General features: G+C 64.9%; 24 protein-coding genes. 7 read left to right on the top strand and 17 right to left on the bottom strand.

From position 1 onward, the window contains the following. Window positions 1-464: 464 nt before the first annotated feature. The 8 genes from AB4Y32_RS24800 to phnS form a co-directional block, all read right to left on the bottom strand. Entirely contained in the window at window positions 465-1,025 is a 561-nt protein-coding gene (locus tag AB4Y32_RS24800) for a phosphonate degradation HD-domain oxygenase (RefSeq protein ID WP_368723879.1), read from the bottom strand. 4 nt (window positions 1,026-1,029) lie between these two features. Next, entirely contained in the window at window positions 1,030-2,487 is a 1,458-nt protein-coding gene (gene phnY / locus AB4Y32_RS24795; RefSeq protein ID WP_368723878.1) for a phosphonoacetaldehyde dehydrogenase, read from the bottom strand. Next, window positions 2,484-3,743 (bottom strand): phosphonoacetate hydrolase, encoded by a 1,260-nt coding sequence (gene phnA, locus AB4Y32_RS24790; RefSeq protein ID WP_368723877.1) that lies wholly within the window; start codon window positions 3,741-3,743, stop codon window positions 2,484-2,486. Before phnA ends, phnY begins: the two co-directional genes overlap by 4 nt. A 52-nt stretch (window positions 3,744-3,795) precedes the next feature. Then, window positions 3,796-4,548 carry a phosphonate utilization associated transcriptional regulator gene (locus AB4Y32_RS24785; protein ID WP_368723876.1) on the bottom strand — a complete coding sequence of 251 codons (753 nt, stop codon included), beginning with the start codon at window positions 4,546-4,548 and terminating at the stop codon, window positions 3,796-3,798. A 78-nt stretch (window positions 4,549-4,626) separates the two neighbouring features. After that, a complete protein-coding gene (gene phnV, locus AB4Y32_RS24780; RefSeq protein ID WP_368723875.1) occupies window positions 4,627-5,487 on the bottom strand; it encodes a 2-aminoethylphosphonate ABC transport system, membrane component PhnV in 861 nt (286 codons plus the stop codon). After that, window positions 5,487-6,407, bottom strand: a complete 921-nt coding sequence (locus tag AB4Y32_RS24775; protein ID WP_368723874.1) for a 2-aminoethylphosphonate ABC transporter permease subunit — start codon at window positions 6,405-6,407, stop codon at window positions 5,487-5,489. The genes phnV and AB4Y32_RS24775 overlap by 1 nt, the downstream gene beginning before the upstream one ends. After that, window positions 6,385-7,488 (bottom strand): 2-aminoethylphosphonate ABC transport system ATP-binding subunit PhnT, encoded by a 1,104-nt coding sequence (gene phnT, locus AB4Y32_RS24770; RefSeq protein ID WP_368723873.1) that lies wholly within the window; start codon window positions 7,486-7,488, stop codon window positions 6,385-6,387. The genes AB4Y32_RS24775 and phnT overlap by 23 nt, the downstream gene beginning before the upstream one ends. A 130-nt stretch (window positions 7,489-7,618) precedes the next feature. Beyond that, complete coding sequence (gene phnS / locus AB4Y32_RS24765) at window positions 7,619-8,707, bottom strand: 2-aminoethylphosphonate ABC transporter substrate-binding protein (RefSeq protein ID WP_368723872.1); 1,089 nt, start codon at window positions 8,705-8,707, stop codon at window positions 7,619-7,621. 346 nt (window positions 8,708-9,053) lie between these two features. On the opposite strand from phnS, the gene AB4Y32_RS24760 reads away from it, so the two are divergent. Beyond that, on the top strand, window positions 9,054-10,166 hold the full coding sequence (locus AB4Y32_RS24760; protein ID WP_439899837.1) for a 2-aminoethylphosphonate--pyruvate transaminase: 1,113 nt from the start codon (window positions 9,054-9,056) through the stop codon (window positions 10,164-10,166). 15 nt (window positions 10,167-10,181) lie between these two features. Here the strand turns inward: AB4Y32_RS24760 and AB4Y32_RS24755 are convergent, their stop codons facing one another. Continuing rightward, a complete protein-coding gene (locus AB4Y32_RS24755) occupies window positions 10,182-10,937 on the bottom strand; it encodes a DeoR/GlpR family DNA-binding transcription regulator (RefSeq protein WP_368723871.1) in 756 nt (251 codons plus the stop codon). A 365-nt stretch (window positions 10,938-11,302) separates the two neighbouring features. Here AB4Y32_RS24755 and AB4Y32_RS24750 point away from each other — a divergent pair, with 365 nt between their 5' ends. Together AB4Y32_RS24750 and AB4Y32_RS24745 are read left to right on the top strand one after the other, a co-directional pair. Next, window positions 11,303-12,859: an ABC1 kinase family protein gene (locus AB4Y32_RS24750; RefSeq protein ID WP_368723870.1), complete on the top strand. Its 1,557-nt coding sequence runs from the start codon at window positions 11,303-11,305 to the stop codon at window positions 12,857-12,859. 173 nt (window positions 12,860-13,032) lie between these two features. Further along, window positions 13,033-13,905, top strand: a complete 873-nt coding sequence (locus AB4Y32_RS24745; protein WP_368723869.1) for a DMT family transporter — start codon at window positions 13,033-13,035, stop codon at window positions 13,903-13,905. Window positions 13,906-14,294: 389 nt separating this feature from the next. Here the strand turns inward: AB4Y32_RS24745 and AB4Y32_RS24740 are convergent, their stop codons facing one another. After that, window positions 14,295-15,344, bottom strand: a complete 1,050-nt coding sequence (locus AB4Y32_RS24740) for a L,D-transpeptidase (RefSeq protein ID WP_368723868.1) — start codon at window positions 15,342-15,344, stop codon at window positions 14,295-14,297. A gap of 319 nt (window positions 15,345-15,663) precedes the next feature. On the opposite strand from AB4Y32_RS24740, the gene nadE reads away from it, so the two are divergent. After that, window positions 15,664-16,500 carry an ammonia-dependent NAD(+) synthetase gene (nadE, locus tag AB4Y32_RS24735; protein WP_368723867.1) on the top strand — a complete coding sequence of 279 codons (837 nt, stop codon included), beginning with the start codon at window positions 15,664-15,666 and terminating at the stop codon, window positions 16,498-16,500. A 32-nt stretch (window positions 16,501-16,532) separates the two neighbouring features. Here nadE and AB4Y32_RS24730 read toward each other — a convergent pair whose 3' ends face one another. The 5 genes from AB4Y32_RS24730 to AB4Y32_RS24710 form a co-directional block, all read right to left on the bottom strand. Further along, window positions 16,533-16,814: an RNA-binding protein gene (locus tag AB4Y32_RS24730; protein ID WP_368723866.1), complete on the bottom strand. Its 282-nt coding sequence runs from the start codon at window positions 16,812-16,814 to the stop codon at window positions 16,533-16,535. A gap of 419 nt (window positions 16,815-17,233) precedes the next feature. After that, complete coding sequence (locus AB4Y32_RS24725) at window positions 17,234-17,590, bottom strand: hypothetical protein (RefSeq protein ID WP_368723865.1); 357 nt, start codon at window positions 17,588-17,590, stop codon at window positions 17,234-17,236. 84 nt (window positions 17,591-17,674) lie between these two features. Continuing rightward, entirely contained in the window at window positions 17,675-18,283 is a 609-nt protein-coding gene (locus tag AB4Y32_RS24720; RefSeq protein ID WP_368723864.1) for a hypothetical protein, read from the bottom strand. A gap of 255 nt (window positions 18,284-18,538) precedes the next feature. Further along, window positions 18,539-20,212 carry a S10 family peptidase gene (locus AB4Y32_RS24715; RefSeq protein ID WP_368723863.1) on the bottom strand — a complete coding sequence of 558 codons (1,674 nt, stop codon included), beginning with the start codon at window positions 20,210-20,212 and terminating at the stop codon, window positions 18,539-18,541. 104 nt (window positions 20,213-20,316) lie between these two features. Continuing rightward, complete coding sequence (locus AB4Y32_RS24710) at window positions 20,317-21,879, bottom strand: S53 family peptidase (RefSeq protein WP_368723862.1); 1,563 nt, start codon at window positions 21,877-21,879, stop codon at window positions 20,317-20,319. A 310-nt stretch (window positions 21,880-22,189) separates the two neighbouring features. Here AB4Y32_RS24710 and AB4Y32_RS24705 point away from each other — a divergent pair, with 310 nt between their 5' ends. After that, window positions 22,190-22,702, top strand: coding sequence for a DUF1993 family protein (locus tag AB4Y32_RS24705; RefSeq protein WP_368723861.1), 513 nt, complete (start codon window positions 22,190-22,192; stop codon window positions 22,700-22,702). 181 nt (window positions 22,703-22,883) lie between these two features. On the opposite strand, the gene AB4Y32_RS24700 is transcribed toward AB4Y32_RS24705, so the two are convergent. Next, window positions 22,884-23,204: a YnfA family protein gene (locus tag AB4Y32_RS24700; protein WP_087736137.1), complete on the bottom strand. Its 321-nt coding sequence runs from the start codon at window positions 23,202-23,204 to the stop codon at window positions 22,884-22,886. Between the two features lie 171 nt (window positions 23,205-23,375). On the opposite strand from AB4Y32_RS24700, the gene AB4Y32_RS24695 reads away from it, so the two are divergent. Further along, window positions 23,376-23,549 (top strand): DUF1289 domain-containing protein, encoded by a 174-nt coding sequence (locus AB4Y32_RS24695; protein WP_368723860.1) that lies wholly within the window; start codon window positions 23,376-23,378, stop codon window positions 23,547-23,549. A 27-nt stretch (window positions 23,550-23,576) separates the two neighbouring features. Here the strand turns inward: AB4Y32_RS24695 and AB4Y32_RS24690 are convergent, their stop codons facing one another. Then, a complete protein-coding gene (locus AB4Y32_RS24690; protein WP_368723881.1) occupies window positions 23,577-24,206 on the bottom strand; it encodes a LysE family translocator in 630 nt (209 codons plus the stop codon). A 133-nt stretch (window positions 24,207-24,339) separates the two neighbouring features. On the opposite strand from AB4Y32_RS24690, the gene AB4Y32_RS24685 reads away from it, so the two are divergent. Then, complete coding sequence (locus AB4Y32_RS24685) at window positions 24,340-24,804, top strand: Lrp/AsnC family transcriptional regulator (RefSeq protein ID WP_368723859.1); 465 nt, start codon at window positions 24,340-24,342, stop codon at window positions 24,802-24,804. Window positions 24,805-24,831 lie beyond the last annotated feature (27 nt).

The raw sequence follows: 24,831 nt of genomic DNA, 5'->3' as shown, positions 1-24,831 counted from the left end.
TGACAGATGGTTCGAGCGGGTTTCTCAACCCCTCAAACCTTCCTCAATTTCTTTCTGTGTGAGACTCGATTACTTTTGCCTTCGGCAATTCCGGAAAATCGCCGCGCGCCGTCATCGAGCACCCACACCTGTCGGCTGTTAGTTTTTAAAGAACATTCGCACGAGGCGCCTTGCCTTCGCTGCGTTGCTGCATCAGCAGCAGAGAAAGGAGATTATGAAGAACCTTCCGGTATTCGTCAACAGGTTTTTACTACCGCACTCCCCGCCGACTCCGCCAGAAAACCGCGTTACTGCCGGCTCCCCCGCCTTCCCCGCTTCCCTCGCGCCGCGGTGTCCGCCGCGCGAAAGAGCGCAATTCTAGGCGCTTGCAATCGCAGTTGCAAGCGGTTTCTCGACGTGCGTAAAGCGCCTGACATATGAACGCGATACCCGGGCCTCAGCGCGATCTCCCTTATCGACAAAGATCAAACGATCGCATGCCTTTCCATCACACGCGATACGACGTTCAGATAGTGATCGAGATCCGGCGTCGCGCGATTCGCCTCCTTCGCGAGATCGTCCCAGCGACGCAAGCGCAACGCGTCCTCGGCATAAGGCTTCTTCAGGAACGCCTGCGCCTCGTCATCGGTGAAGATACCGCCCTGCAGTTCGAGACTCCGCACAGAATCCGCTGACAAGTGTCCAAAATAAGTTGCGTCGATTGCGCACAGACAGCGCTTCGCGTCGACATGCAGACGGATCGGCTCGAGCACCGCATCCGGCAGCACGGGCCGCAGAAACGGCAACGCGAAGTATTGGTGAAGATCGTCGATGCCGCGCGCAGTCGGCGTTTCACCCTGACGGTTCAGCAGATGTCCAAGGTCGTGCAGGAACGCCGCAGCGACCAGTTCATCGGAGGCACCCGCCGCTTCCGCGAGCGCGCCGCTTTGCAATGCATGTTCGAGCTGCGTCACCGGCTCGCCGCTGTACGCGAGCTGGCCATACTGTTCGAACAACCCGCGAATGTCGTCCAGACTCAATGCCACAACATCACTCCCACGGAAGAGAAAAGGTCTTGAGGTTCGTGAAGCTCTTCATTGCCTCCTGCACGCCTTCCTTGTAGCCGAGGCCCGAATCCTTGATGCCGCCGAACGGCGTCAGTTCGACGCGATACCCCGGCACTTCCCACACGTTCACCGTGCCCACGCGCAATTCGTTGATGAAGCGGGGAATCGCGTCCTGCCGGTTCGTGCACAGGCCACACGACAAACCGAACGGCGTGCCGTTGCTGATGCGGATCGCGTCGTCGAGCGTATCGAACGTGATGATCGGCGAGACGGGGCCGAACGTTTCCTCGCGAATCAGCGTCATCGACGGATCGACACCATCGACGACCGTCGGCGAATACAGCGCGCCCTTGCGCTCGTTGCCGACGAGCAGACGCGCGCCCTGCGCAACCGCTTCGTTCACGCGCGACTCGAAGAGCCGCGCGGCCGCTTCGTCGATCACCGTGCCCATCTGGTTCGACCGGCCGAACGGATCGCCGTATGTCCACTCGCGCGTCTTCTCGACGACCAGTTCCGTGAAGCGCGCGACGATGCTCTTCTGCACGATCATCCGCTTGACGGCCGTGCAGCGCTGACCGGAGTTCTTGTACGAGCCCTGCACGGCCAGCGTGGCGGCACGCTCGACATCGGCGTCTTCGAGCACGATCAGCGGATCGTTGCCGCCGAGTTCCAGCACGACGCGCCGATAGCCCGCGCGCTCGGCGACGTGCTTGCCGATCGCGACGCCGCCCGTGAACGTCACGAGTTCGGCAAGCGGATTCGTGACCAGCTCATCGGCGATTTCGCGCGGGTCGCCCGTGAGCACCTGCAGCATCGGCGCAGGCAGCCCCGCCTCATACAACACGTCCGCGAGATAGAACGCCGACAGCGGCACCTTCTCCGACGGCTTCAGGATCACGCGATTGTTCGTCGCGATGGCGGGCGCGATCTTGTGCGCGACCTGGTTCATCGGGTGATTGAACGGCGTGATCGCGACGATCACGCCCGCCAGCGGATCGCGCTGCGTGAACACGCGGCGCTTCTTGCCATGAGGCGTCAGATCGCACGAGAAACTCTGCCCGTCGTCGCGCAACGCTTCGATCGACGCGAACTTCAGCACATCCGCGACACGTCCGATTTCATACAGCGTGTCCTGTTTCGACAGACCCGATTCGAGCGAGATCAGATCGGACGCTTCTTCCGTCCGTTCGCGCAGCAGCATGCCCGCGCGCTCGAGAATCTGCGAGCGCTCATAGCGCGTGAGCTTCGCGGAATAAGCGCCCGCGTAGTCGAACGCGGCACGCACATCGTCGATGCTCGCCATCGGCACCGTGCCGACGCGCATGCCCGTGTACGGATCGAACACATCGAGCGTGCGCGGGCGCGCCGCGCGCTCGCCCTTCAGACGCAGCGCCTCCGCGCGAAACGCGGGGTGATCGTTGGACGGAATCATTGCGTTCATGATGTCGCCAGATGGTTGAGCGCGAGATCGAACACGTCGAAATTGCGCAGACGCTTGCCCGCGACGCGTGCTTCGCTGATGCGTCGATTGAAGAGCAGCGGCACTTCCTGCTCGGACAGCCCACCGTGCGAGCGCAGCGGCACCGTCAGCCCCGACAAGTCATGTTCGTCGCGACGCGTGCCGAGCGCCGTATTTTTTTTGCTCACGACGACGATGTCGCCCACGCGATCGTTCGGCAACTCGAAGCGCTCGCACGCCGTCTTGTTGTCGAGCACGGCTTCGATGTCCTTCAGGCCGCTCAGACGCTCGATCAGCGGTTGCGCATTCGCGTCCGAAGGCAGATAGATCGTCGCGAACGACCCGAGCGCGCCGTGATGCACGACGTACGGATCGGTGATGGGCAGAATGACGCGCGCCGCCCGCGCGCCGAGCCATTCGTCCATCAGGTCCTGCAGATAGATGACGTTCGGCTCGCCCGTCTGCGGATCGTGCTTCGCGTTCATGCCGTGGTCGGCTGTCAGGCCGATCACCCAGCCGAGCGCATCGAGTTGCGCCAGATAGCCGTCCATCATCGCGTAGAACGCGTTCGCGCCTTCCGTGCCGGGCGCCCACTTGTGCTGGACGTAGTCGGTCGTCGACAGATACATCAAGTCGAGCTTGCGCGTCTGCGCAAGCCGCACGCCCGCGGCGAACACGAATTCGGAAAGTCCCGCGCTGTACACATCCGGCAACGGCTGGCCGACCAGATCCAGCACTTCACCGATGCCGTTTTCTTCGAGCGTCACCTTGTCGGCTTTCTCCGCCGAAAAGCAGATGCCCTTCATCTTGTTGCCGAGCAGACGGCGCAGCTTGTCTTTGGCGGTGACGACGGCGACGGCCGCGCCCGCGTCGGCGGCTGCCGCAAGCAACGTCGGCGCGCGCAGATACGCGGGATCGTTCATCATCACTTCCGCGCCCTTGCCGTCGTTGGCCTGCGGGTCCCAGAAGTAGTTGCCGCAGATGCCATGCACGGAAGGCGGCACGCCGCACACGATCGACAGGTTGTTCGGGTTCGTGAACGACGGAATCACGCAGTCGCCCCTGAACGCCGCGCCGTCGCGCAGCATCTTGCCGACATACGGCGCCACGCCCGCCTTTACGGCCGCTTCCAGATAGTCGTACTCGCAGCCATCGACGCACACGACCACCGTCGGCGTCGCCGGCAACCGGTAATTGCGGCCATTCACACCAACACTACGTTCGGACTGGATTGCCATCGTTCTCTTCCCTATGCGTCGCTGACGCGTGTTCTTCATTGGTTCCCGCGACTCAGGCGAGCAGCGAACTCAAACCGTCGTCCCGCTCGTTGCGATCGTCGCGTTCACCGGATCGATGCGGCTCCGCCGCTTCATGCGCGCGCTGCCTGCCGCCGTCGACGTGCGCGAGCATCCGCCGCGCGGCTTCGTCCGCATCGCGCGCAGCGAGCGCCGACAGAATCGCGCGATGCTCCGCGAGCGAACGCTCCATCGCATCGCCGCGCACGCCGAGCGCCGCGCGCCTGAAAAGACTCAATTCGCCGACCAGCCTGCGATACGTCTCATACAGCTTGCCGTTGCCCGCCATCGCGACGATCGCATCGTGAAACGCGACGTTTTCTCGCGCATATACATCGTGATCGCCGGCATCGAGCGCGGCATGCATCGCATCGACATGCGCCCGCAGCGCGGCCAGTTGCGCGGCGTCGATACGCTGCGCGAGCATCCGGCACGCCGCCTGTTCGAGCACTGCGCGCACCGCGTAGATCTCGTCGGCCTCCGCCAGCGACACCGTCCGCACGAACACGCCGCGGTTCTTCTCGTTGCGCACGAGCCCTGCCTGCTCCAGCGCGCGAAACGCCTCTCGCACCGGCCCGCGCGACACCTGCAGACGCGCGGCCCAGTCGGCTTCGTTGAGCTTGTCGCCGGGCGCCAGCCCGCCGTCGACGATGTTGCGCTCGATCTCGTCGCGCACCAGCGCCGTCAGCGAATGCCGCCTGACCACCTCGATCCGATCATCCGGCACAATTTCCATATTTTCAGTCATTTCGACAATTTTTGCCACATCACGATGCGAGGCACGCCGACACGGACACACCTCACGAAAAATCAGGAAACGTTGTTGTCAGTCCACGCGACGGCGCGGTACGCGCGCGGCGATCAGCAGAAGCGCAGCCAGCGACGCGAGCAGCAGGATCAGCGATAGCGCGGACGCCGGCAGGTAATAGCCTCGTTCGACCTGGCCGACGACGACGATCGGCACCGTCGCGAAACCCGGCGGGTAAACAGTCAGCGTCGCGCCCAGCTCGCCGAGCGACAGCGCGAAGCCGAGCGCAAGCGACGCGCGTATCGCGGGCACCAGTTGCGGCAGCACGATGCGGCGCAGCACCATCGACGGCGGCGCACCGAGGCTCGCGGCCGCTTCGCGCAGAATCGTCAGCTCCGGCCGCAATGCCGCCGCCGCGCAGCGATAACAGAACGGCAGCACCAGCGCCAGCTGCACGAACACGACGATGGCGGCCGAGCTCGACAGATCGAGCGGCTTCTTGTGATACGCGATCAGCACGGCGAGACCGAGCACGACGCTCGGCACGCCGTTAGGCACCATCGCGATCGTATCGACGAGCGCGCCGAGGCCGCGCCGGTCGCGCCCTTCGAGCGCGAGCGCGAGCCACAGTCCGAGCACCGTGCCGAGAATCGCGACGCCGAAGCCGATCTGCAAGCTGGTCATCAGCGCATCGAAATCGCTGCCGCCGAGGCGCTCGAACCAGCGCATGCTGAAGCCATCGGGCAGGATCGTGCCCGACCAGTGCGCGGCGACGCTCGACAGCGCGACGACGATCACGGGCAGCACGAAGAGCCAGAAGCACAGCAATGCGGCGAACGCCATGAAGAGACCGCCCGCGATGCGCGTGACGAGCCTGTGCTGAACGGGCCGCGCGCGATGATGCACGGCAGGCAGCACGGTTTGATCGACGTCGGACATTACTTCGCCCCTCCCACCTTGCGCCTGTTGACCTGGCGGTACAGCGCATACAGCGACAACGACATCGCCAGCATCACGACCGCGCCCGCAGCCGCTGCCGGCAGATCGAGATCGACGGTCGCCGAGCTGTAGATCGCCACGGGCAGCGTGATCAGATGCGCGCTTCCGAGCACGAGCAGAATGCCGAACTCGTTCAACGTCAGCAGGAAGCACAGGATCGTGCCCGCCGCGATGCCCGGCCACGCGAGCGGCACGATCACGCGAAACGCGACCATCCAGCCATTCGCGCCGAGGCTGCGCGCCGCTTCGATCAGACGCATGTCGAGCATCGCGAACGACGCGAGCGTCGGACGCACGACGAACGGCGCGTAGAACACGACCTCCGCGAGAATCACGCCGCCGATGCCGAACAGGAAATCGAGCGGCGGCGCTTCGAGACGAAAGAGCCGCTGGAGGCCAATGCTGACGGAGCCTTGCGAGCCGTACAGAAAGATCAGCGTGAACGCGACGAGAAACGACGGGAACGCCACGAACAGTTCGAGAAAGCGCGTGACGAGCCGCGCGCCAGGAAACGGCTTGAAGAACAGCAGCGACGCGAGCGCGACACCGAGAACGGACGCAAGGCCCGCGCTCGCGAACAGTATCCACAGCGTCGTGCCGATCACGCCGCTCGTCTCCGGATTCTTGAAGAACGCCGAGTACGCGTGAAAGCTCAGCCCATGCGCGCCCGTCAGGCTCAGCAGAACGAGACGCACGAGCGGATAGATCACGAGCGGGCCGAGCACGAACACGGCGAGAAACAGCAGATGCCATTGCGACATGCGTTCGCGCCGGCGCTTCGCCGCCGCATGCGATGCGGCCGTCGCGGCGCGTAGCGCGTCGCGGTTGGCGAGCGCGTCAGGGCTTGATAAGGACGACATCGTCTGCCTCGTAACGCAAGGAAATTCGCGTGCCCTTTTCGGGCATCACACCGCTGCCGCGCTGCATCGACACGTGCACGGGCTCGCCCGGCATCGCGTCGAGCGCGACCTGCACAGACAGCACCGAGCCGTACCATTCGACGGATGCAATCGTGCCGTGCAACTGCCCTTCGCCGAGCGGCACGATGCGCATCGCCTCGGGACGCAGGCACGCGACGCGCTCGCGCTCCGCATGGCGCGCATCGCCGAGCGCAAACGCGACGTTCGGCGGCAGCAGATTGGCCGCGCCGAGATAGCGCGCGACGAAAGCGTCGCTCGGCTTGTCGTACAGTTCCTGCGGCGTGCCGAGCTGCGCGATATGGCCTTCGCACATCAGCAGCGTGCGATCGGACAACACGAGCGCGTCGTCCTGATCGTGCGTCACGCAGACGATCGTCAGATTCGGCAGGCGCTCATGCAGCGCCTTCAGCTCGGAACGCACCGACGCGCGCAGATTGGCGTCGAGCGCGGACAGCGGCTCGTCGAGCAGCAGCACGTCCGGCTCGATCACGAGCGCGCGCGCGAGCGCGACGCGCTGCTGCATGCCGCCCGATAATTGCGCGGGCATCACGTGGCCGGCATCGCCGAGCTGCACCAGCTTCAGCGCATCGGCGACACGCCGCGCGATTTCCTTCGTCGAAATACGGCGCGCGCGCAGGCCGAACGCGACATTCTCGAATACCGAAAGATGCGGAAACAGCGCATAGCTCTGGAACAGCAGGCCCAGATTGCGCTTGTGCGGCGGCACGTGCGTGAGGTCGCGGCCCGCGACCGTCAGCGTGCCGGCGAGGCCGTCCGCCTCGATGAAACCAGCGATGAAGCGCAGCAACGTCGTCTTGCCGCAGCCGCTGCGGCCGAGCACGGTCAACAGTTCGCCGCGCTCGATCGTCAGCGACAGATCGTCGAGCACCGTGCGAGAACCGAAGCGCACCGTCAGATGCTCGACCTGCACGCCGCCGGGCTCGGCTGTGCGAGCGACGCCCTCCGCTCGCGGAGTGGCGTCCAGCGCGCCTGAACCAGCAAGGGTTGTTGCAGTGTTCACCGGGTCCATCCTCCTGCGTTGGTAAGCTTGAATTGCAGCACGGGATGCGTCAGGCGCATCCGGTGCATCAAATGCCTTGTGCGCGGCGCGACCGTCGTCACGCCGCGCGTCCTTCCATCAGACGCCGTGATTATTTCGGCTTGACGACTTCGAGCTGCTTGCCCGAGTTGCCGATCACGTCGCTCTTCCAGCGAGCCGTCCAGTCGGCCTTCTTCGACATCACGTGATTCCAGTCGACGGGGATCAGCTTCACGCCCGCGATCGCCTGCTTGACGGCCGTGCCGTTCTTGCCAGCGAGCGGCACGTCGGTGCGGCCCGGAATGCCGAAGATGTCGGGCACCTTCGCCTGCACTTCCGTCGACATCAGATAGTCGATCAGCTTCTTGCCTTGCGCCTGGTTCGGGCCATTCTTGATCAGGCCGATCGCGTACGGCAGCTGGAACGTGGTCGGCTGGCCGCCCGGCTCGGCTGCGAGGAAGATCGGCTTGAGCGACAGGCCGCCGTTCGCGGCGTCGTCGAGATCCATCTGCAGATCGCCGTTCGCGACCGAGATTTCGTTACGCGAGAGCAGCACGTCCAGATAGCCGGTGCCCTTCGTGTGGAACTTGGCGCTCTGCTCCAGCTTCTTCAGATAGTCGAACGCCTTGTCTTCGCCCATCAGCGACGTCGTCAGGATGATCACGGCCATGCCGTCGCCCGCCGTCGCCGGGTTCGAATACGCGACCTTGCCGCTGTAGTCGGGATGCAGCAGATCGGCGAACGTCTTCGGCTGGTTCTTCACCACTTCCGGATTGATCGCGAACGAGAAGTAGTTGTTGACGAACGTGGCCCACGCGCCGTCGGACGCCTTCGCGATCGCAGGCACGTTCTTGTAGTTCACGCTCTCGTAGTTCTGCAGCAGGCCCGCTTGCGCCGCCTGCTGGATGAACGGCGGCAGCGTGACGATCACGTCCGCCTTCGGCGCGTCCTTTTCGACGGTCGCGCGGTTCACGACTTCGCCGCTGCCCGCCGTCACGATGTTGACCTTCACGCCTTCCTGCTTCTCGAACGCGGGCAGCACGTCCTTGTAGAGGTTTTCGAGGCCGTCAGCCGTGTACAGCACGACCGCGCCCGCCGCGTGCGCGGACATCGCGCCGCCGAACGCCGCTGCCGCGACGAGTGCGGGCAGCAGCTTGCGCGCAATGCGGCCCGTCGAGCGAAGGTGATCCGTCTTTTTCATGTCGTTCTCTCCGAAAGGCAAAAAAACCTGTGATAACCCGATAGTGGTGGTGTCCGTGCGGCGCCCCGAAAGGGGCATCCGCCTGACCTCGCGGCCGAAGCCGTGCGAATTGCAGATTGCTGACAACTTTTTTGCGGCCTTTGCGCCCAGGACATTCCTTTCACGATTGCTCGCTCCAGACTGCCTTGCCTGAACGGGCACGGCAAGGATCGTCTCTTTTTGTGACAGCGACATGAAGAGTCTGCACATTTCCACAAAATGACACAATCAGCCAATAATATGCAATGCAACACGCGCCGGACAACGCGCGATTCGCCCGCATTTCGCTGATTCTGAAGGAGGCTGTGTGATTCTTGGAAACGACCCTATCCTGCTGACGCCAGGACCCCTGACGACCTCGCCAGCCACGCGCGAAGCGATGCTGCGCGACTGGGGTTCGTGGGACGCTGCGTTCAACGGCATCACGCAGAGCGTCTGCAACGATCTCGTCAAGATCGTACACGGAGCAAATGAGTACGTCTGCGTGCCGCTTCAGGGCAGCGGCACGTTCTCTGTCGAGGCCGCGCTGGGCACGCTGGTGCCGCGCGACGGCCGCGTGCTGGTGCCGAACAACGGCGCGTATTGCGCGCGCATCATCAAGGTGCTGCAGCGCCTCGGCATCGCGTGGGTGGAGCTGCCGCTGCGCGAGGACGAGCCGGCCAGCGCCCACGCCATCGAAGACGCGTTCAACCGCGATCCGCGCATCACGCACGTCGCGCAGGTGCATCTGGAGACGAGCGCGGGCCTGCTCAATCCGCTCGACGAGATCGCGGCCGTGTGCAAGCACCACGGCAAGAGCCTGATCGTCGATGCGATGAGTTCGTTCGGCGCGCTGCCCATCGACTTGCGCAAGGGCGGCATCGACGCGCTGGTGTCGGCGAGCGGCAAGTGTCTGGAAGGCGTGCCGGGGATGGGCTTCGTGATCGTGCGGCGCAACGTGCTGGAGGCATGCGAGGGCCGCTCGCCGTCGCTTGCGCTCGATCTGTACGATCAGTACGCGTACATGCAAAAGACCACGCAATGGCGCTTTACGCCACCGACGCACGTGGTCGCCGCGCTGCGCACCGCGCTCGACCAGTTCATTGCGGAAGGCGGCCAGCCGGCGCGCGGCGCGCGCTATGCGCGCAACTGTGCGGCGCTCGTCGACGGCATGAAGGCGCTCGGTTTCGACACGTTCCTCCCGGCCCACGTGCAGGCGCCCGTGATCGTCACGTTCCATGCGCCGCGCGATCCGAAGTGGCGTTTTACGGAGTTTTATGCGGCCGTGAGAGAAGCGGGCTACATCCTGTATCCGGGCAAGCTCACCGAGATCGAGACGTTCCGCGTGGGCTGCATCGGCGCGATCGACACGAACGAGATGCACAACGCCGTCGCCGCCATCGGCCGGACGCTGGCGCAGCTCGGCCTCAGCGTGAAATGAAATGGCGCGCGTCACTCACGCGATCAGGATTTCCGGGCCGCGTGCAGTGATCGCCTTTGCGAGCGTGCGATCCGGCGCGAGTTCCGTCACGACGTAGCGCGCCTTCTCCAGCCCTTCGATGCGCACGGGCGTCACGCGGCCGAACTTCGAATTGTCCGCGACGACGATCACCGTGTTGCCGGCCGCGATCATCTGGCTGCGCACCTCGGCTGCCATGCGCGAGTAGTCGGACAGCTGCGCGTCCGGCGTGATGCCGCCCGCGCCGATCAGCGCGAAATCCGCGTGATAGTGCGACAGCTGGTGAATCGTATCGAGGCCGAACGCCGCGTCTTCGTTGTCCGACAGCTCGCCGCCGAGCAGCGTCACACGATTGTCGTTGCGGCGTCCGAGCAAAAGCGCGATGCGCCAGTCGTTCGTGTAGACGGCCAGCCGGTGGCGGTCCGTCAGCGCGCGCGCGACCGCGTGCGTCGTGCTGCCCGAATCGATTATGACCGACGCGCCGTCGGGCACCAGTTGCGCCGCGCGCTCGCCGATCGCGCGCTTCGCGCTCGCGTTCGCGGCTTCGCGCGTATCGAGATCCGGCTCGCGCCGGTCGCTCGACAGCGCGCCGCCATGCGTCGTGACGATCAGGCCGCGCTCGGCGAGCGCGTTCAGATCGCGGCGGATCGTTTCGCGCGATACGTTCAGTTCGCGAACCAGCTCGGCGACCGACAGTGCGCCCGACTTGGTGACCTTAGCCAGAATGTATTGGTGACGTTGTTCTGCCAGCATCGGTTGGTGGCCGCCGCGAGGCGGCGAGCAGGGGTTCAGGGATGGGATCGGCCCGCCGGATTGTCGCGGGTATTGTATTACGCATGGGAATCCGACGCGGACGGAATGTAACGAAAGGCTTGCAGGCGGCGCATCGCCTGTCGGCCGATCGTATGCCGATATCCTGCCCGTATGCTGTTGCTCGCCACCGTATGCCAATGCTCACGGTATGTTGAGGCTCACCGCGTGCCGAGGCTCACCGCATGCCGTTGCCCGTCGCATCCGGCACGCGGCAATCGCCGTGCGGGTGTTCCCGGCGGCGCATCCCTGCTAATCTGAGCGGTCTTCTCACGCATCGCCGATGCGTCCTGCCGAACGATCCGCCGATGCCTCCCCTGTTTCGCCGACTACGACTGCTGTTTCATACGCTGCGCTACGGCGCGCGTCTCCTCTGGCTCGCCGCGCCCGAGCATCACAAGCTGCACTGGTTCATCACGCTCGCATCGCGTGTGCACGCGTCGCCGGGCGCGCGCGCCGGCGTGCAACGCGCGCTGCCCAATCTGGGTCCGCTCGCGAGCGCTTTCGCCGAGGCGCTCGCGCGCCGCCCCGAACTGGCGACGGGCACCCTGCACGACGCGATCGACGCCGTCGGCCACCTCGAAACGCCGTTGCCGCCGGATGAAGTCGAACAGGCGCTCGCCACTGCACTCGGCCGTCCCGTATCGACGCTCTTCGCGTCGATCGACCTGACGCCCGCGCGCAACGGCTTTGCCGAGCAGACGCATGTCGCGCGGCTTGCGGAGCCGATCAACGGACATCGCGACATCTCGATCAAGCTCGTGCGCGCCGCGCAGGTCCAGGAAATCGCCGACGAAGCCGCGTTGCTGCGCTGGGTCGCGCGCTGGATGGAGAAGCTGTCGAAGAACGCGCGGCGTCTGCGGCTGCGCGACATGGCGGACGCCTTCACGCAGGACATGCTGCGGCGCTTCGATCTGCGCGCCGAGGCCGCGAACCTGAGCCAGACCGCGCATCACTTCGCAGACGACAAGCGCCTCGCGATTCCCGCCGTGATCTGGGAGCTCTGCACCGACCGCACGCTCGCGATGCAGCATGTCGAGTCGCTGCCCGCGCTTGATCTCACTGGCCTGTCGGCGCGCGGCGTGAAGCTGGTGCCGCTTGCCGAGCACATCATCGAAGTCGTCACCGAGCAGGCGTTCGAGCACGGCTTCTTCCACGCGACGCTCGACGCGCGCCGCGTGCGCGTGAGCATCGAGCCGGACACGCTGGGTCGTATCGTGCTCGCGGACTTCGCGGTGATGTCGAGCCTGTCGACGCATGAACGCGAGTTCTTCGTGCAAGGCGCAACGGCTCTCTTCGACCAGGACTACGGACGTCTCGCGCATCTGCATCACGAAGCTGGGCACGTGTCGAGCGAGACACGCCCCGAAAAGCTCGAAGCCGAACTGCGTATGCGCGCCGAAGCGCACTTCGCGCCGCAATCGCACGAGCGCTCGGCGGGCGCGCTGTTCCATCATCTGCTGTTCGCCGTGCGTCCGTTCGGCGGCGACGTGCCGCCGCGCCTTGCAGCGGCGCAACGCACGTTCGAGCAGGCCGAGATGCTCGCGAACGCGCTGCATCCGGGCGTCGATTCGTGGAAGATCGCGCGCTCGGTGCTGGCGACGCTCGCGCGCCGCGAGTTCGACCATCGCGGCTGGGCAAGGCACATTGCGCAGGAGTTGCCGCATCTCGCGCATCTGGTGCCGCGCATTCCGCAGCTCGCCGTGCGCTATCTGCAGCATCAACACGAAGCCGCGAACGTCAGGCAACAGGCGCAGCTTGTCAGCGACGTGCTGACCGAATATCGCAGAACGCGTGTGCTGCTGTGGGCATGCACGATTTGCGGCGGAGTGCTCGGCGCGGTGGCCGTGCTGCTCACCTATTGAACGACGCGTACTTGTTCAGCGTTGATCGGCGCTCATCGGCGCATGCACCACGCGCGCGCGACGGTTCGCACGGCGCGCGCCGGCCACGCCGGTGCAGCCTCGAACAAGACGGCCCGCCCCTCTTGCGCCGATACTGCGGGCTTCTTTGCTTCTTCCGCTTCCCACGCCTTCCGATGCTGGCTTTCCTCAATGCAGTCGTGTTCGTCGTTCTGTGGTCGACGGGTTTCGTGGTCGCCCGCGCGATCAAGCCTTACGCCGATCCGAACCTCTTCCTGCTCGCGCGCTTCGGGGGCACCGCGCTGCTGTTCATGGCGGCTGGGCTGCTGGCGCGCGTCGAATGGCCGACGGGCCGTGCGCTCGGCAAGCACCTGATCGCGGGCGCGCTGCTGCAAGGCGTCTATCTGGGCGCGGGCTACTGGGCCGTCGCGCAAGGCATGAGCGCGGGCATCATGGCGCTGCTCGGTGCGTTGCAGCCGCTGCTGACGGCCGCCGTCGCCGCGCCGCTGTTCGGCGAGCGTCTGTCCGCGCGCGGCTGGACGGGGATGCTGCTCGGCCTCGCAGGCGTCGCGCTGGTGCTGGAGCCGAAGCTCGCGGCCACGGATCTGGGCGTCGCGCAGGGCAATGCGCCTCAGTGGCTGGTCGTCGCCGTGTCGATACTCGCCGTTTGCGCAATTACGGCGGGCACGTTGATCCAGAAGACGTCGCTATCGAAAGCCGATATCCGCAGCGCGAGCGCCGTGCAGAACTTCGGCGCGGCCATCGTCGTGCTCGTGTTCGCGCTGACGCTCGGCGAGCACAAATGGATTCCGTCACCGGCGCTGTGGGTGTCGCTGGCGTGGGGCATCGTGATGCTATCGGGCGTGAGCGTCACGCTGCTCGTCTGGATGGTCCGGCGCGGCGACGCATCGCGCGCGACGGCGCTGTTGTTTCTCGCGCCGCCGCTCGCGGCCGTCGAGGGCTACGTCGGGTTCGGCGAAACATTGACTGCTGTGCAGGCGGCGGGCTTTGTCGTCGCGCTGATCGGCGTGTTGCTCGCGCGGTCTTGAATGGGCTGCTGCGAATGCGTGGTTGTGGTTGTGCGGTTGTGGTTGTGCGGTCGCGGTTTTGCGGTTGTGCCGTTGTGGTTGTGCCGTTGTGGTTGTGCCGTTGTGGTTGTGCCGTTGTGGTTGTGCCGTTGTGGTTGTGCCGTTGTGGTTGTGCCGTTGTGGTTGTGCCGTTGTGGTTGCGCGGTTGTGATTGCGCGCTTGTGATTGCGCGCTTGTGATTGCGCGCTTGTGATTGCGCGCTTGTGATTGCGCGCTTGTGATTGCGCGCTTGTGATTGCGCGCTTGTGATTGCGCGCTTGTGATTGCGCGCTTGTGGTTGTGCGGCCGTGACTGCACGGTCGTGATTGCGCGAAGGCGGCGCTGATGCACCGCCGAAGGCCCGTCCGCCGTCAATCCGCCGTATCGGCGTTAGGCGGCACCCGTGCGCGCACCTTCCTGCTCGGCGGCGGCGACCAGACGGGCCGCGCCTTGCGCTTCGAATCGACGACGACGATATAACGTCCCGCCCAAGGCGTCGCGACGCGATCCGAATGCAACACCCACAGTGACCTGCCTTCGTCGACGAGCGCTTCGTACTCGCGGTCGAGAATGCCGTAGTGATCGAGAAATACGTTCAGCGAGGCCGGCATCCGCACGCAGCCTTTCGAGTGCCGGATGCCGAGAATCGGTTCGAGCTTGTCGGGATCGGTCGCGTGCATCTGAAAGCGCATCTGCGAAATGCCGCCCTTGCCCCAGCCGCGCTCGGCCTGCGCCCAGCCGAGGTCGAAGATGCGCATGTCGTGTGCGCCGTAGCCACGGATGCCGTTGTCGTTCATCGTGCCTTCCGCGCGGAAATCCATGTTGTCCGGCGTGTGCTCGAACAAGCCGAGCGGCGTGATGAAGTGATCGTACTGGCCCGGCCGTCCCGTCGCGACAGGCGATGCACCGATCATCTGCCACGTGTCGGCGGGCGTCGCGCGAAAGTAGATGAGGAGCGCCTGCACGTGCTCATTGCGATCGACGAGCACCACGTACTCGCCCGACAGATTGCCCAGCTCGTTCTCCCCGAGCGCCTTTTGCACACGATCGCCATACGCGCGCTGCTCCGCGACGGGCACCTTCAGACGGCGCGTCACGTCGCGCGCGAAGATGCCGCGCATCAATAGCGCGCGGCGCGGGTCCGCGCCACCCGCTGCATCGCGCGCCGCGACAGCCGACGCATCGACGGCGGGATTCGCCGGGTCTTGCAGCGCATCGGCAGCATGAGCGACATGGAGACTTGCGATGAACGCCGGCACGGCCAGCGCCGACGCAGAGAAAAAGCTCAACGCGAGCCGCGCCGCGGCGAGGCGCACACGGCGCGCTCCCGCGACCTTCGCGCTTCGCTTCGCCCCGTCGGCACTGCGCTCGTCATCGTCTTGTGATTCCGCCCTCTCTCGTGCAGGCGGACGAACTGCCATGTTCTCTTTCTTGCTGTTCATTGTGGTCGAACATCACTGCCTGTTGCCCAACCCACACAGCCGCTTATGGCGTGCCGGCGGGTGTTTCTGGATTCGGCGGCGATGCGCCCGAATCCCGCCTGCTGAAAAATGACAAACGCATAACGCAGTGCTTTCCGATGACGACTGCCGACTATACATCATCGATTTAAAGCCTTAATCGTTGAGATTTGATTATGGTTATTCGACATTAAACCAGACAACGCATGACGGCGCACCCAATTCGGCGCATTCATGCAATCATCGACCCTCATGTCAGCGCGCTTTTCAGGGGGCTTCGATGGACCAGCACGAACGCGCCGCGCGTCAGCGGCAGATCGCGGCGGAACTGCACGTTGCCGGCACTTTCGACGCCGCGCGCGAGATCGAGCAGCGCGTCGCGTTTCTCGCCGACTACCTTCGCGCAAGCGGGCTTTCGACCTATGTGCTCGGCGTCAGCGGCGGCGTCGATTCATTGACGGCGGGACGTCTCGCGCAACTCGCGGTGGAGCGACTGCGCAGCACGCAGTACGAAGCGCGCTTCGTCGCGATGCGTTTGCCTCACGGCGTCCAGCACGACGAGACGGACGCGCAGCAATCGCTCGAGTTCATCCGCGCCGACGAAACGCTGACCGTCGACATCCGCCGCGCCGCCGACGCGATGCTCGATTCGCTGTCAGCGAGCGGCTTGCGCTTTGACGACGATTCGCAACGGGACTTCGTGCACGGCAACATCAAGGCGCGCGAGCGGATGATCGCGCAGTACGCGGCAGCGAGCGCACGGCACGGCATCGTGATCGGCACGGATCACGCGGCGGAATCGGTGATGGGGTTCTTCACGAAGTTCGGCGACGGCGGCGCCGACGTGCTGCCGCTCGCGGGCCTGAACAAGCGGCGCGTGCGCGCGCTCGCGGCTGCACTCGGCGCCAGCGACGCGCTCGCGCACAAGGTGCCGACCGCCGATCTGGAGATGTTGCGCCCTCAACGTCCGGACGAGGACGCATACGGCATCCGCTACGACGACATCGACGATTTCCTCGAGGGCAAGCCCGTCAGCGAAGCGGTATTCGGAACCGTCATGCGCTTCTACGAGAGCACCCGGCACAAGCGCGCGCTGCCTTATACGCCGTTCGGCTGAGCGCGCGTTTGACGGAGCCGCGTGCCGCCGCGCTATTCGCGCCGCGGCGGCGTAGGCGGCGTCTCGTCGCTACCGAACGGCACGGCGCTGACCTGTAGCGGAACGCCGCCCAGGAGCTTGCCGTTGAACTGCCGCGCGATGACATCGGCGACATACGGTTCGTCGGCGTCGACATCCACGTTCGCGTATGCGTTCGGCGTGCCTTGCTCGAACACTTCGATCTCTTTTGCGTAGTGGCCGAGCTCGCGGCCGAGAAAATCGCGCACTTCCTGCTCGGAGCAGGACTCGGGAATGTTCCACACGATGATCTTCATACGCGCGACGCCCTCCGTTGATAATGGTCACGCAGCCCAGCGACTCATGGTTTTGCTGTCGATCAGAGTTGGCGCTTTAGCTGTCGGCTGGAGTTAGTGCTTCAGCACCTACTCCAGCCCCATGCAGAGCACTGGCTCTGGTCCCACACGCAGAGCGGTCGACCAGAGTTGGCGCTGTAGCTGTCGGATCGAGTAAGTGCTCCAGCACCTACTCCAGCCCCATGCAGAGCACTTGCTCTGGTCCCACGCAGAGCGGTCGACCAGAACTGGCGCGTCGACAGGAAGCTGGTGCTCTAGCGCTTACTCCCGTCCCATGTCTTACTCGGCCCCCATGCAACGCTGTCGACCTCGACTTCCAGTCTCCCAGCGTAGCCATAATCGCGCCGCGCAGCAAACGGCGCTCGCGCTCGCGTGCGAAATCAATCTGCGTCAGCGACGTTCGCGGCGCTCACCCACCACGCCATCTTGCCTCGCGGCACATGCACGAGCACGGCTGTCGGATCAGCGACGCCGTCGTCGGCGATTTCGCATACGTCGAGCCCATCCGGCAGACGCTTCACGGTGCCCGCTTCCTGAAAGAGCGCGAGACGCCGCGCCGTGAGCGGCCGAAGCTGGCTGAACACGTCGTAGCTGATCGCACCGGGCGTATCGCCGCGAATCTGCGATGCGTCGTCCTTGCCGCACGGCGACGGCGTAGCCGCGAACGCGTGGCTGGCGGCAAGACAGCCGAGCGTGGCCACGACGGCCGCGACGGTTGCGCGAAAGAGTTGCTTCATGTCGATTCTCCAGAAAGTGACGGTTCGCCGGTCTTCCAGCCGTCGGGAAGGCGGACTCGCATCCGGCAGCCGATGCCGCGAGCCTCACGAGCCATCGTTGCCGCTGAGCGCGACGCCTCGATCGTCGCCGCAAGGCGCGCTGCCGAAGCCCGCATAGTGAGCGGACCAGTCGCCCGCGATGGCGGCCTGCGCGTCGCTCAGCGACATGCGCCCTTCGCAGACGCAGCGCTTGAGCTTCGCAGTTAGGAGCGCCTTACGGCGCTCCCCGTGATGCCCGCCCCACGCCAGAAGACCGAGATTATCCGGCGCATCCGGCGAGCCGCCGAGCACGACGGGCACGCGACGGTCCAGCGCATAGCGCGTGCCGTGGTCGGGATCGATGCCGCGCTCGGAAAGCAGCCGGTCCTTGTGCGCCATCAGGTCGTCGAACGGCGGCGACACGGTGTCGGCGTAGCCCGGCTTGCAGATCGTTTCGGCGATGGTCTGCTGCGTGACGCGCTCGTCGAGCATCGACGCGTCCTGTGCGAACGCGGCTGGCATATGCAAATGCAAGCCCGCCACCATCGCGGCGAGCATGATGCGGCGCTCGCGCATCGTTTTCGCGACGCGCTCAGCACGCGTGGCGCGATCAGCGGTTGATTCGATTCGAGTCGTGTGCGCCTGGTCGAGCGCGTTCGCCTTCGCTGCATTCACTAATCAGCGCGCGTCGTCGCGACGCGGAAGAGTTAATTCGGCAGACAATTAAAACACAACAGGGGCGCTCGACGTAAATGCAACCGCCTTGAATCCCGCCTCGAATCGCCACAACCGCCTTGAATCGCTCCGGATTTTCGATGCCCTGAGCATCGAGCGCATAGAGGGGCATCGCGAACAACCCGCGATGCCCTTGCCTTTGCGTGTCGAACGCGGCCCCGGCGCCACGCGGCCGCGCGCCTACGCAGCGTGGCACTAGTGCGTGCCCGGCACCCTCGCCGCCGTTCGCGCCTGCAGCGCGCGCACGCGTCCGAGCGCCTCCGTGTTGCTCACCGTCGATTCGTACATCGTCGCGAGATCGGCCTTGAGTGCAGTGCGCGAGCCGCCGTCGAGATACACCATATGCCCCGACGGATAGAAGCGCGCCGACAGGTTGTCCCGCACCTGCTGGCTGAGAAGCGGCATCTGCTGCAAGTCGATCACCGTCTGATAGAACGGCGTGACGAAATCGTAGAAACCGTTCGCCGACAGCACCTTCAGGTCCACGTTGAGCGCCATCACGGCAGCGAGATCGCCCGCCGTGTACAGGATGATGTTGCCCTTGCTGTCGACGCCCTTCTGCTCGCCCGTCGGATCGATATGGCTGAAGTCCCAGTACTTGAACGCCTGGTCGTTCAGATCCGTGAACGCCGAGTTCGACGTGAACTTCAGCTGCTCGTTCAGATAGACGTTCCACATCGTCGTGTAGACGCCCGTGACGGCCGTCATGGTCGGATCATTGCCGCCCGAGTTCGGGTCGATCTTGCCCGCGATGCCCGTGTCGATGGCCGTCACGCGACCGTCATACGCGCCCAGCGCGAGCCCCTGCGATTTGAGCAGTGTGGTCAGGAACAGCGAATTGCCGCGGCTGTCATAACCGGCGATGTCGAGGCTCCATGCGAGCAGCGTCGTCTTGTCGATGCCCGTGTACTCGCTCAGCTTCTCGACCACCGCGTTGTCGGTCGTCGGGAACTTGCGCAGCGCGTTCAGGTAGTCGGTGCGCGCGAACTGCGCCACTTCTTCGACGAACTGGCCGAGGTTTGTCGGCCGTGGCGCAATGCCGAGCTTCCTGTGATACCACGCGTCCGCGGCGGCCGTGGGCAGCGCGCCGACCGGGTTGCCCGCCTGCGTGTAGTCGAGAATCGACGATTGCAACGTGACGCCGTTCAGATCGACGCCGTCCTCATGCAGCTTGTACGCGAGCACGCAGCTGCGCGCGGTGCCGTATGACTCGCCGAACAGGAACTTCGGCGAATTCCAGCGGTTGTTTTTCGTCAGGAAGCGCTTGATGAACTGCTTGATCGATTCCGCGTCCTGGTCGACGCCCCAGAAGTCGCGGTTCTTGCGCGGCGCGACGGCAGCCGAGTAGCCCGTGCCGACCGGGTTGATGAACACCAGGTCGCTCTTGTCGAGCAGGCTGTCCGGGTTGTCTTCCATCTGATATGGCGCGGGCGGCGTGAAGCCCGGCATCGACGTCTTGATGCGGCGCGGCGCGAACGACCCGAGCAGCACGAACACCGACGACGACCCCGGGCCGCCGTTGTAGAAGAACGTGACGGGCCGCGTTTCCTCCTTCTGGTCGTCCTGCGTGAACGCGACGTAAAACATCTTCGCGCTCGGCTGGGAACTGGACGGATCGACCGTGACCAGATGGCCCGCCGTTGCCGTGTAGTTGAACTTCCTGCCGCCGATCGTGATCGTGTGCTTCGTGATCGCGGCGCCCTCGCTGGTGTCGGTGACCGAGTCGTCGGGCCCGTTGCCGTAGGCGACGGGATCGAAAAACGGCTGGTCGCCGCTGGCGTGCGGCACGCTCGCAGCCGTCGACCCATGCGCGGCCTGAGAGTTGTGAGGCGACTGCAAACTGCCGGAAGCTGATTCGGTATTCGTCATGATCGCTCCATCGAATGCGTACACATGTTGCCAGGTCTTGTGTTGCGATGCGTTCATCGCCGCCCAAAGCGTGGCGCCCGACATACGAGCGCCCGCTGTTCAGACTATAAAGCCGCCGCCACCTTCACACCATTGGGACTACCCAATCCCGTGCAGGCATCCCACCCCGTGGTTGCCGCATAACTGCCGTTATTGCCCTGCGTGATGTCGTTGCAGGCGCCCGCCGCCTTGTACAGCTTCGGATTGACGAAGCCGACGGGCGCGCCCTTCGCGCCGTTGATGCGCGCGATCAGCGCCGCCCACAGCGGCGCGACGGCGCTCGTGCCGCCGACCACCGTGTTGTTGCCGTCGACGAGCACGTCATAGCCGGTGAGCGGCGACGCATCGCCCGCGACATCCGGCACGCCGCGCCCCGTCAGTGCCGTGTTTCCGCCCTGCATGCCCTTCGTGGACAGACCTTCCTGCCAGGCGGGGACAGGGAACGCGCCGCTCACGCCGCCACCCGTCGAGCCACCGTCCGCGCCATCGTTCCAGACGACTTCATGCGAGATCTTTTGCCCCGAGCCTTGCACGCTCGTGCCGCCGCACGCGAGCACATAGGGGCTCGACGCGGGGAAATCGACGTGATCGCCGCCGTCGCTCACGCCATCCGTCGAGCCGCTGTCGCCCGACGCCGCGCACACCGTCACGCCGATGGCGGCCGCTGACTGGAGCACGTCGTTGAAGGCCGTCATCGATTGCGCCGTCCACACGCTCTCCGGCGCGCCCCAGCTGATTGAAATCACGGAAGGCTTGTTCTTGGTGTCGTGCACTGCGCGGCTGACGGCGTCGATAAAGCCGGCGTCGCTGTTGGTCGTGAAGTACACGGCGATCGTGGAGCCAGGCGCGATTGCGCCGGCGATCTCGACGTCGAGCGTGACTTCGCCGTCCGGTCCGTTCGGGTCGCCCGTCGGATGGTTGCCGCCCTGGTCGACGCCGACGGCGACGACCTTCGGCGAGCCCACGCCGAGGCTCGAAAAATAGCTGGTCAGATCGGCAGTGCGATAGCCGCCGCCCAGTTCGATGATGCCGATGCACTGCCCGCTGCCGTCGCCCTGCGGGAACTGATACATCGACGCGAGTTGAAGCGGCGTGAACGACGCCGCCTCGCGCGCCTTCGCCGGCACGAACGGCGGACGGATGCGGAAATGCGGCCTTGCCTGCGGACGGTTGTCGAGGCCGAGCACGGCCGTCACGACGCCGTGCAGATCGTCGGGCACGCTGATCGCGCCTGTGCGACCGCGAAACCGGCCCATCGAATGGTGCTCGTAGTGCTGCAGCTTGACGTCGAACGCGGCCTGGAACTGCGCGATCGTGCCGCTCAATACGACCGTGCGCGCCGATGCGTCCTCGCGCACGACGGCAAGCCCATGCTGCGACGCGAAGGCCTTCAGCTTCGCGACATCTTTAGCGGCTGCGCCAAACCGCTGCTCGAGCTCGTCGCGCGACAACGGCTTTGCGTCCGGTGCGCCCGCCTCGATCTTCTTCATCAACTGCGTGAACTGCTGCTCGTCCTTGCGGCGCAGCACGACTACGACCTGAATCGTTTCCGACGGGTCGCACTGCGCGACGACCTTCGAACCGGCTGCGACCTGGCGTTCGCTGCCTGGCAATGGATGCTTCGTCATGGTTTCGATTCTCCCAGTGCATGGCGGGGCCACGGGTTAGACACACGACGGGCGCATGGCGGGCACATGCGGACGGTCACGCTGCAAAACCCGTCGCGCCGCGAACACGCCTTCGTCATGAGACAGAAAACCAACCGTCCGACCAACCGATTCGAACACAGTTCCTGCACGCTCGACACCTGGCCGAACGGCTAGCTTTGTCGTGCATCGGAATCGCGGTACGCTGCTCCAGCAGCAATTGCGCCGTTGCGTTACGCTATGCGACCGCGTGCCGGAGGGCGCGCGAGAACCACGAATTCGAGGACCACCCATGACCATCTCGATGTATCAGGCATCCATTCCCGTGCTGATTCGCGGCCTCACGAACCTGCAGGCGATTCTCGGCAAGGGCCAGGCGCACGCGGCGGAAAAACAGATCGATCCGTCCGTGCTCACTGGCGCGCGGCTCTTCCCGGACATGCTCCCGCTAGCCCGTCAGGTGCACATCGCGACGGACACCGCGAAGGGTTGCGCGGCACGTCTCGCAGGCGTCGAAGCGCCGAAGTACGAAGACGTGGAGTTCGCGTTCGACGAACTGCACGCTCGCATTCAGAAAACGATCGATTATCTGAAGGAGTTCAACGCCGCGCAGATCGACGGTTCGGAAACGCGCGAAGTGACGCTGAAAATGCGCAGCGGCCCGGTCGAGTTCACCGGGTTGTCTTATCTGCTCGGCTTCGCAATGCCGAATTTCTATTTCCACATCACGACGGCATACGACATCCTGCGTCACAGCGGCGTCGAGGTCGGCAAGCTCGATTACCTCGGCAAGCCGAACAGCTAACGCAGACTCTTACCGCTGTTTGAAGCGCGAACCGGCTCGCCGCCCGTTCGCGCTCACATCATGAAGAGACGGCGAACAGTGGCATTGAATGGGCGGCCGTCGAGGACGCGTGACGCGGGCCATCAAACAAGCCGTCAACAAGCCATCAAGCGAGCCGCAAAACGAGCCCTCAGACGGAACATCAGACCCGCGGCTGGAACGCGATGATCCCCATGCCCGCCAGCGTGAGCGCCGCGCCCGCAAGATCCCACGCGCTCGGGCGCACGTGATCGACGCCCCAGAGCCAGAGGATCGCGACGGCCACGTACACGCCGCCATATGCGGCGTAGACGCGGCCGGCCGCTGTACCGTGAAACGTCAGCAGCCACGCGAATAGCGCGAGGCTCAACGCGCCCGGCACCAGCAGCCACGCGGGGCCACCCTCCTTGAGCCAACGCCAGGGCAGATAGCAGCCGACGATCTCGGCGATCGCGGTCACGACATAGAGCAACAGGGTCTTCATCGGCGGTGTGGGAGTAATCGGTCGATACGCACGCGGCGTGTGCAAAAGCGTCGGCGAGGACTTCGGCCCCGCAGTCTATCGCTCTTATTAACACAATCACTTTGCCCGCGCCCTGAGCGTCGTGCGACAGTCATCGCTCCCCGCCCTCCCAACGATCACGAGCAAGCCAGCATGAGTGTCAAATCGCCCTGTATCGACATCTGCAAGTTCGACAGCAAGACCGGCTATTGCCTCGGCTGTCTGCGCACCCGCGAGGAGTGCAAAGGGTGGAAGAAGATGAAGGACAAGCATCGCCGCAAGGTCGTCGACCAGAAGTCGGAGCGTGCGGCGATGATTCGTAAATAGGCGGAAGCCATGCGGAGCGCGAGCCGCTCAGTCGAGCGACAGCCGCACCGCGAAGCCGATCAACGCCGCCGAGAACGTCCAGCGCTGCAGCGTCTGCGCGAGGGGATGCGAGCGCACCCAGCCCGAGATACGCGCGGCGCCGACAGCATAGACGGCATCGAAACACGCGCCGATCGCCACCAGCACGACACCCAGCTCGATCACCTGCCATGCGACGTGCCCCGCCTCCGGACGCACGAATTGCGGCAGCAGCACCGAGCAGAACAGAAGCGCCTTCGGATTCAGCAGGTTCGTCAGCAGCCCCTTGATGAACGCCGATCGCAGCGGACGGCTTCCGCCCGGCTGCGCGCCATCCGTCGGCATTGCAAACATGGGCAAGCGGAAAATCTGCACGGCCACCCACGCCAGATAGATCGCGCCGCCATAGCGCACGACTTCGTACAGCCACGGCGCGTTTCGCAGCAGCGCGGCGACGCCGCACGCGGACAGCGTCACGTGCGTCGCGCGCGAAATGCCGAGGCCGGCAGCGGCCGCGAAACCGTTGCGCGCGCCGCGGCCAATGCTCGTCTGAAGCACGAGCGCCATGTCCGGGCCGGGCAGCGCGTAGACCACGACGAGCGCGGCCACATACATGATCAGAAGATGAGCGGAAACCATGGCGACCTCACGTTGAGAGGCATTCATGATGCCTTCGCCCCACTAGCGAATGCTGGCGATTTTCGGTCTGACAGGTGCATCGATTAGTGGAATGCCCTAAAATCTCACAATACCCTGCGGCATTCCACCTAGCATGAACAACCTCGACAAAACAGACCTCGCAATCCTCGCGGCCTTGCAATCGGATGGCCGGATGTCGAATGCGAAGCTCGCCGAAACGGTCGGGCTCAGCGAAACGCCGTGCGCGCGGCGGCTCAAGCGGCTCGAAAATGACGGCATTATCGAGCGCTATCGCGCGGTGCTGTCGCGCCCGGCGTTGGGGCTCGGCGTCGTCTCCTTCGTGTATGTGCGCTTCGCCGTGCACGATCGCGCGACGGCGACGCGCTTCGAGCGCGAAATACTCGCGATCCCGCGCATCCTCTCGTGTCACAACGTGTCGGGCAGCGCGGACTATATCCTGCAGGTGGTCGCGCGCGACCTCGACGACTACGGCACGTTCATGCGCGACGAATTGCGCAGTCTGCCGGGCGTGACGTCGGTGGAATCGTCGCTGTCGTTGCGCGAGGTGAAGGCCAACGGAGGCTTGCCGCTTCTCTGACGGCGACGCATCGCACGACGCGGCCAA

Origin of the sequence: Paraburkholderia phymatum, from assembly GCF_040965635.1 — a bacterium.
GTDB lineage: Bacteria > Pseudomonadota > Gammaproteobacteria > Burkholderiales > Burkholderiaceae > Paraburkholderia > Paraburkholderia phymatum_B.
The sequence above is the reverse complement of the archived record's forward strand: the minus strand, read 5'-3'. Positions and strand labels throughout refer to the sequence as shown.

Bases quoted from the DNA above. Each gene is read 5' to 3' on its own strand.
- AB4Y32_RS24715 (WP_368723863.1), bottom strand. From the start codon at position 20,212: ATGACGAATACCGAATCAGCTTCCGGCAGTTTGCAGTCGCCTCACAAC.
- AB4Y32_RS24710 (WP_368723862.1), bottom strand. From the start codon at position 21,879: ATGACGAAGCATCCATTGCCAGGCAGCGAACGCCAGGTCGCAGCCGGT.
- AB4Y32_RS24690 (WP_368723881.1), bottom strand. From the start codon at position 24,206: ATGGTTTCCGCTCATCTTCTGATCATGTATGTGGCCGCGCTCGTCGTG.
- AB4Y32_RS24775 (WP_368723874.1), bottom strand. From the start codon at position 6,407: ATGTCGTCCTTATCAAGCCCTGACGCGCTCGCCAACCGCGACGCGCTA.
- AB4Y32_RS24725 (WP_368723865.1), bottom strand. From the start codon at position 17,590: ATGAAGCAACTCTTTCGCGCAACCGTCGCGGCCGTCGTGGCCACGCTC.
- AB4Y32_RS24700 (WP_087736137.1), bottom strand. From the start codon at position 23,204: ATGAAGACCCTGTTGCTCTATGTCGTGACCGCGATCGCCGAGATCGTC.
- AB4Y32_RS24705 (WP_368723861.1), top strand. From the start codon at position 22,190: ATGACCATCTCGATGTATCAGGCATCCATTCCCGTGCTGATTCGCGGC.
- nadE (WP_368723867.1), top strand. From the start codon at position 15,664: ATGGACCAGCACGAACGCGCCGCGCGTCAGCGGCAGATCGCGGCGGAA.
- AB4Y32_RS24745 (WP_368723869.1), top strand. From the start codon at position 13,033: ATGCTGGCTTTCCTCAATGCAGTCGTGTTCGTCGTTCTGTGGTCGACG.
- phnA (WP_368723877.1), bottom strand. From the start codon at position 3,743: ATGGCAATCCAGTCCGAACGTAGTGTTGGTGTGAATGGCCGCAATTAC.
- phnV (WP_368723875.1), bottom strand. From the start codon at position 5,487: ATGTCCGACGTCGATCAAACCGTGCTGCCTGCCGTGCATCATCGCGCG.
- phnY (WP_368723878.1), bottom strand. From the start codon at position 2,487: ATGAACGCAATGATTCCGTCCAACGATCACCCCGCGTTTCGCGCGGAG.
- AB4Y32_RS24730 (WP_368723866.1), bottom strand. From the start codon at position 16,814: ATGAAGATCATCGTGTGGAACATTCCCGAGTCCTGCTCCGAGCAGGAA.
- AB4Y32_RS24785 (WP_368723876.1), bottom strand. From the start codon at position 4,548: ATGACTGAAAATATGGAAATTGTGCCGGATGATCGGATCGAGGTGGTC.
- AB4Y32_RS24740 (WP_368723868.1), bottom strand. From the start codon at position 15,344: ATGGCAGTTCGTCCGCCTGCACGAGAGAGGGCGGAATCACAAGACGAT.
- AB4Y32_RS24755 (WP_368723871.1), bottom strand. From the start codon at position 10,937: ATGCTGGCAGAACAACGTCACCAATACATTCTGGCTAAGGTCACCAAG.
- AB4Y32_RS24750 (WP_368723870.1), top strand. From the start codon at position 11,303: ATGCCTCCCCTGTTTCGCCGACTACGACTGCTGTTTCATACGCTGCGC.
- AB4Y32_RS24685 (WP_368723859.1), top strand. From the start codon at position 24,340: ATGAACAACCTCGACAAAACAGACCTCGCAATCCTCGCGGCCTTGCAA.
- phnS (WP_368723872.1), bottom strand. From the start codon at position 8,707: ATGAAAAAGACGGATCACCTTCGCTCGACGGGCCGCATTGCGCGCAAG.
- AB4Y32_RS24695 (WP_368723860.1), top strand. From the start codon at position 23,376: ATGAGTGTCAAATCGCCCTGTATCGACATCTGCAAGTTCGACAGCAAG.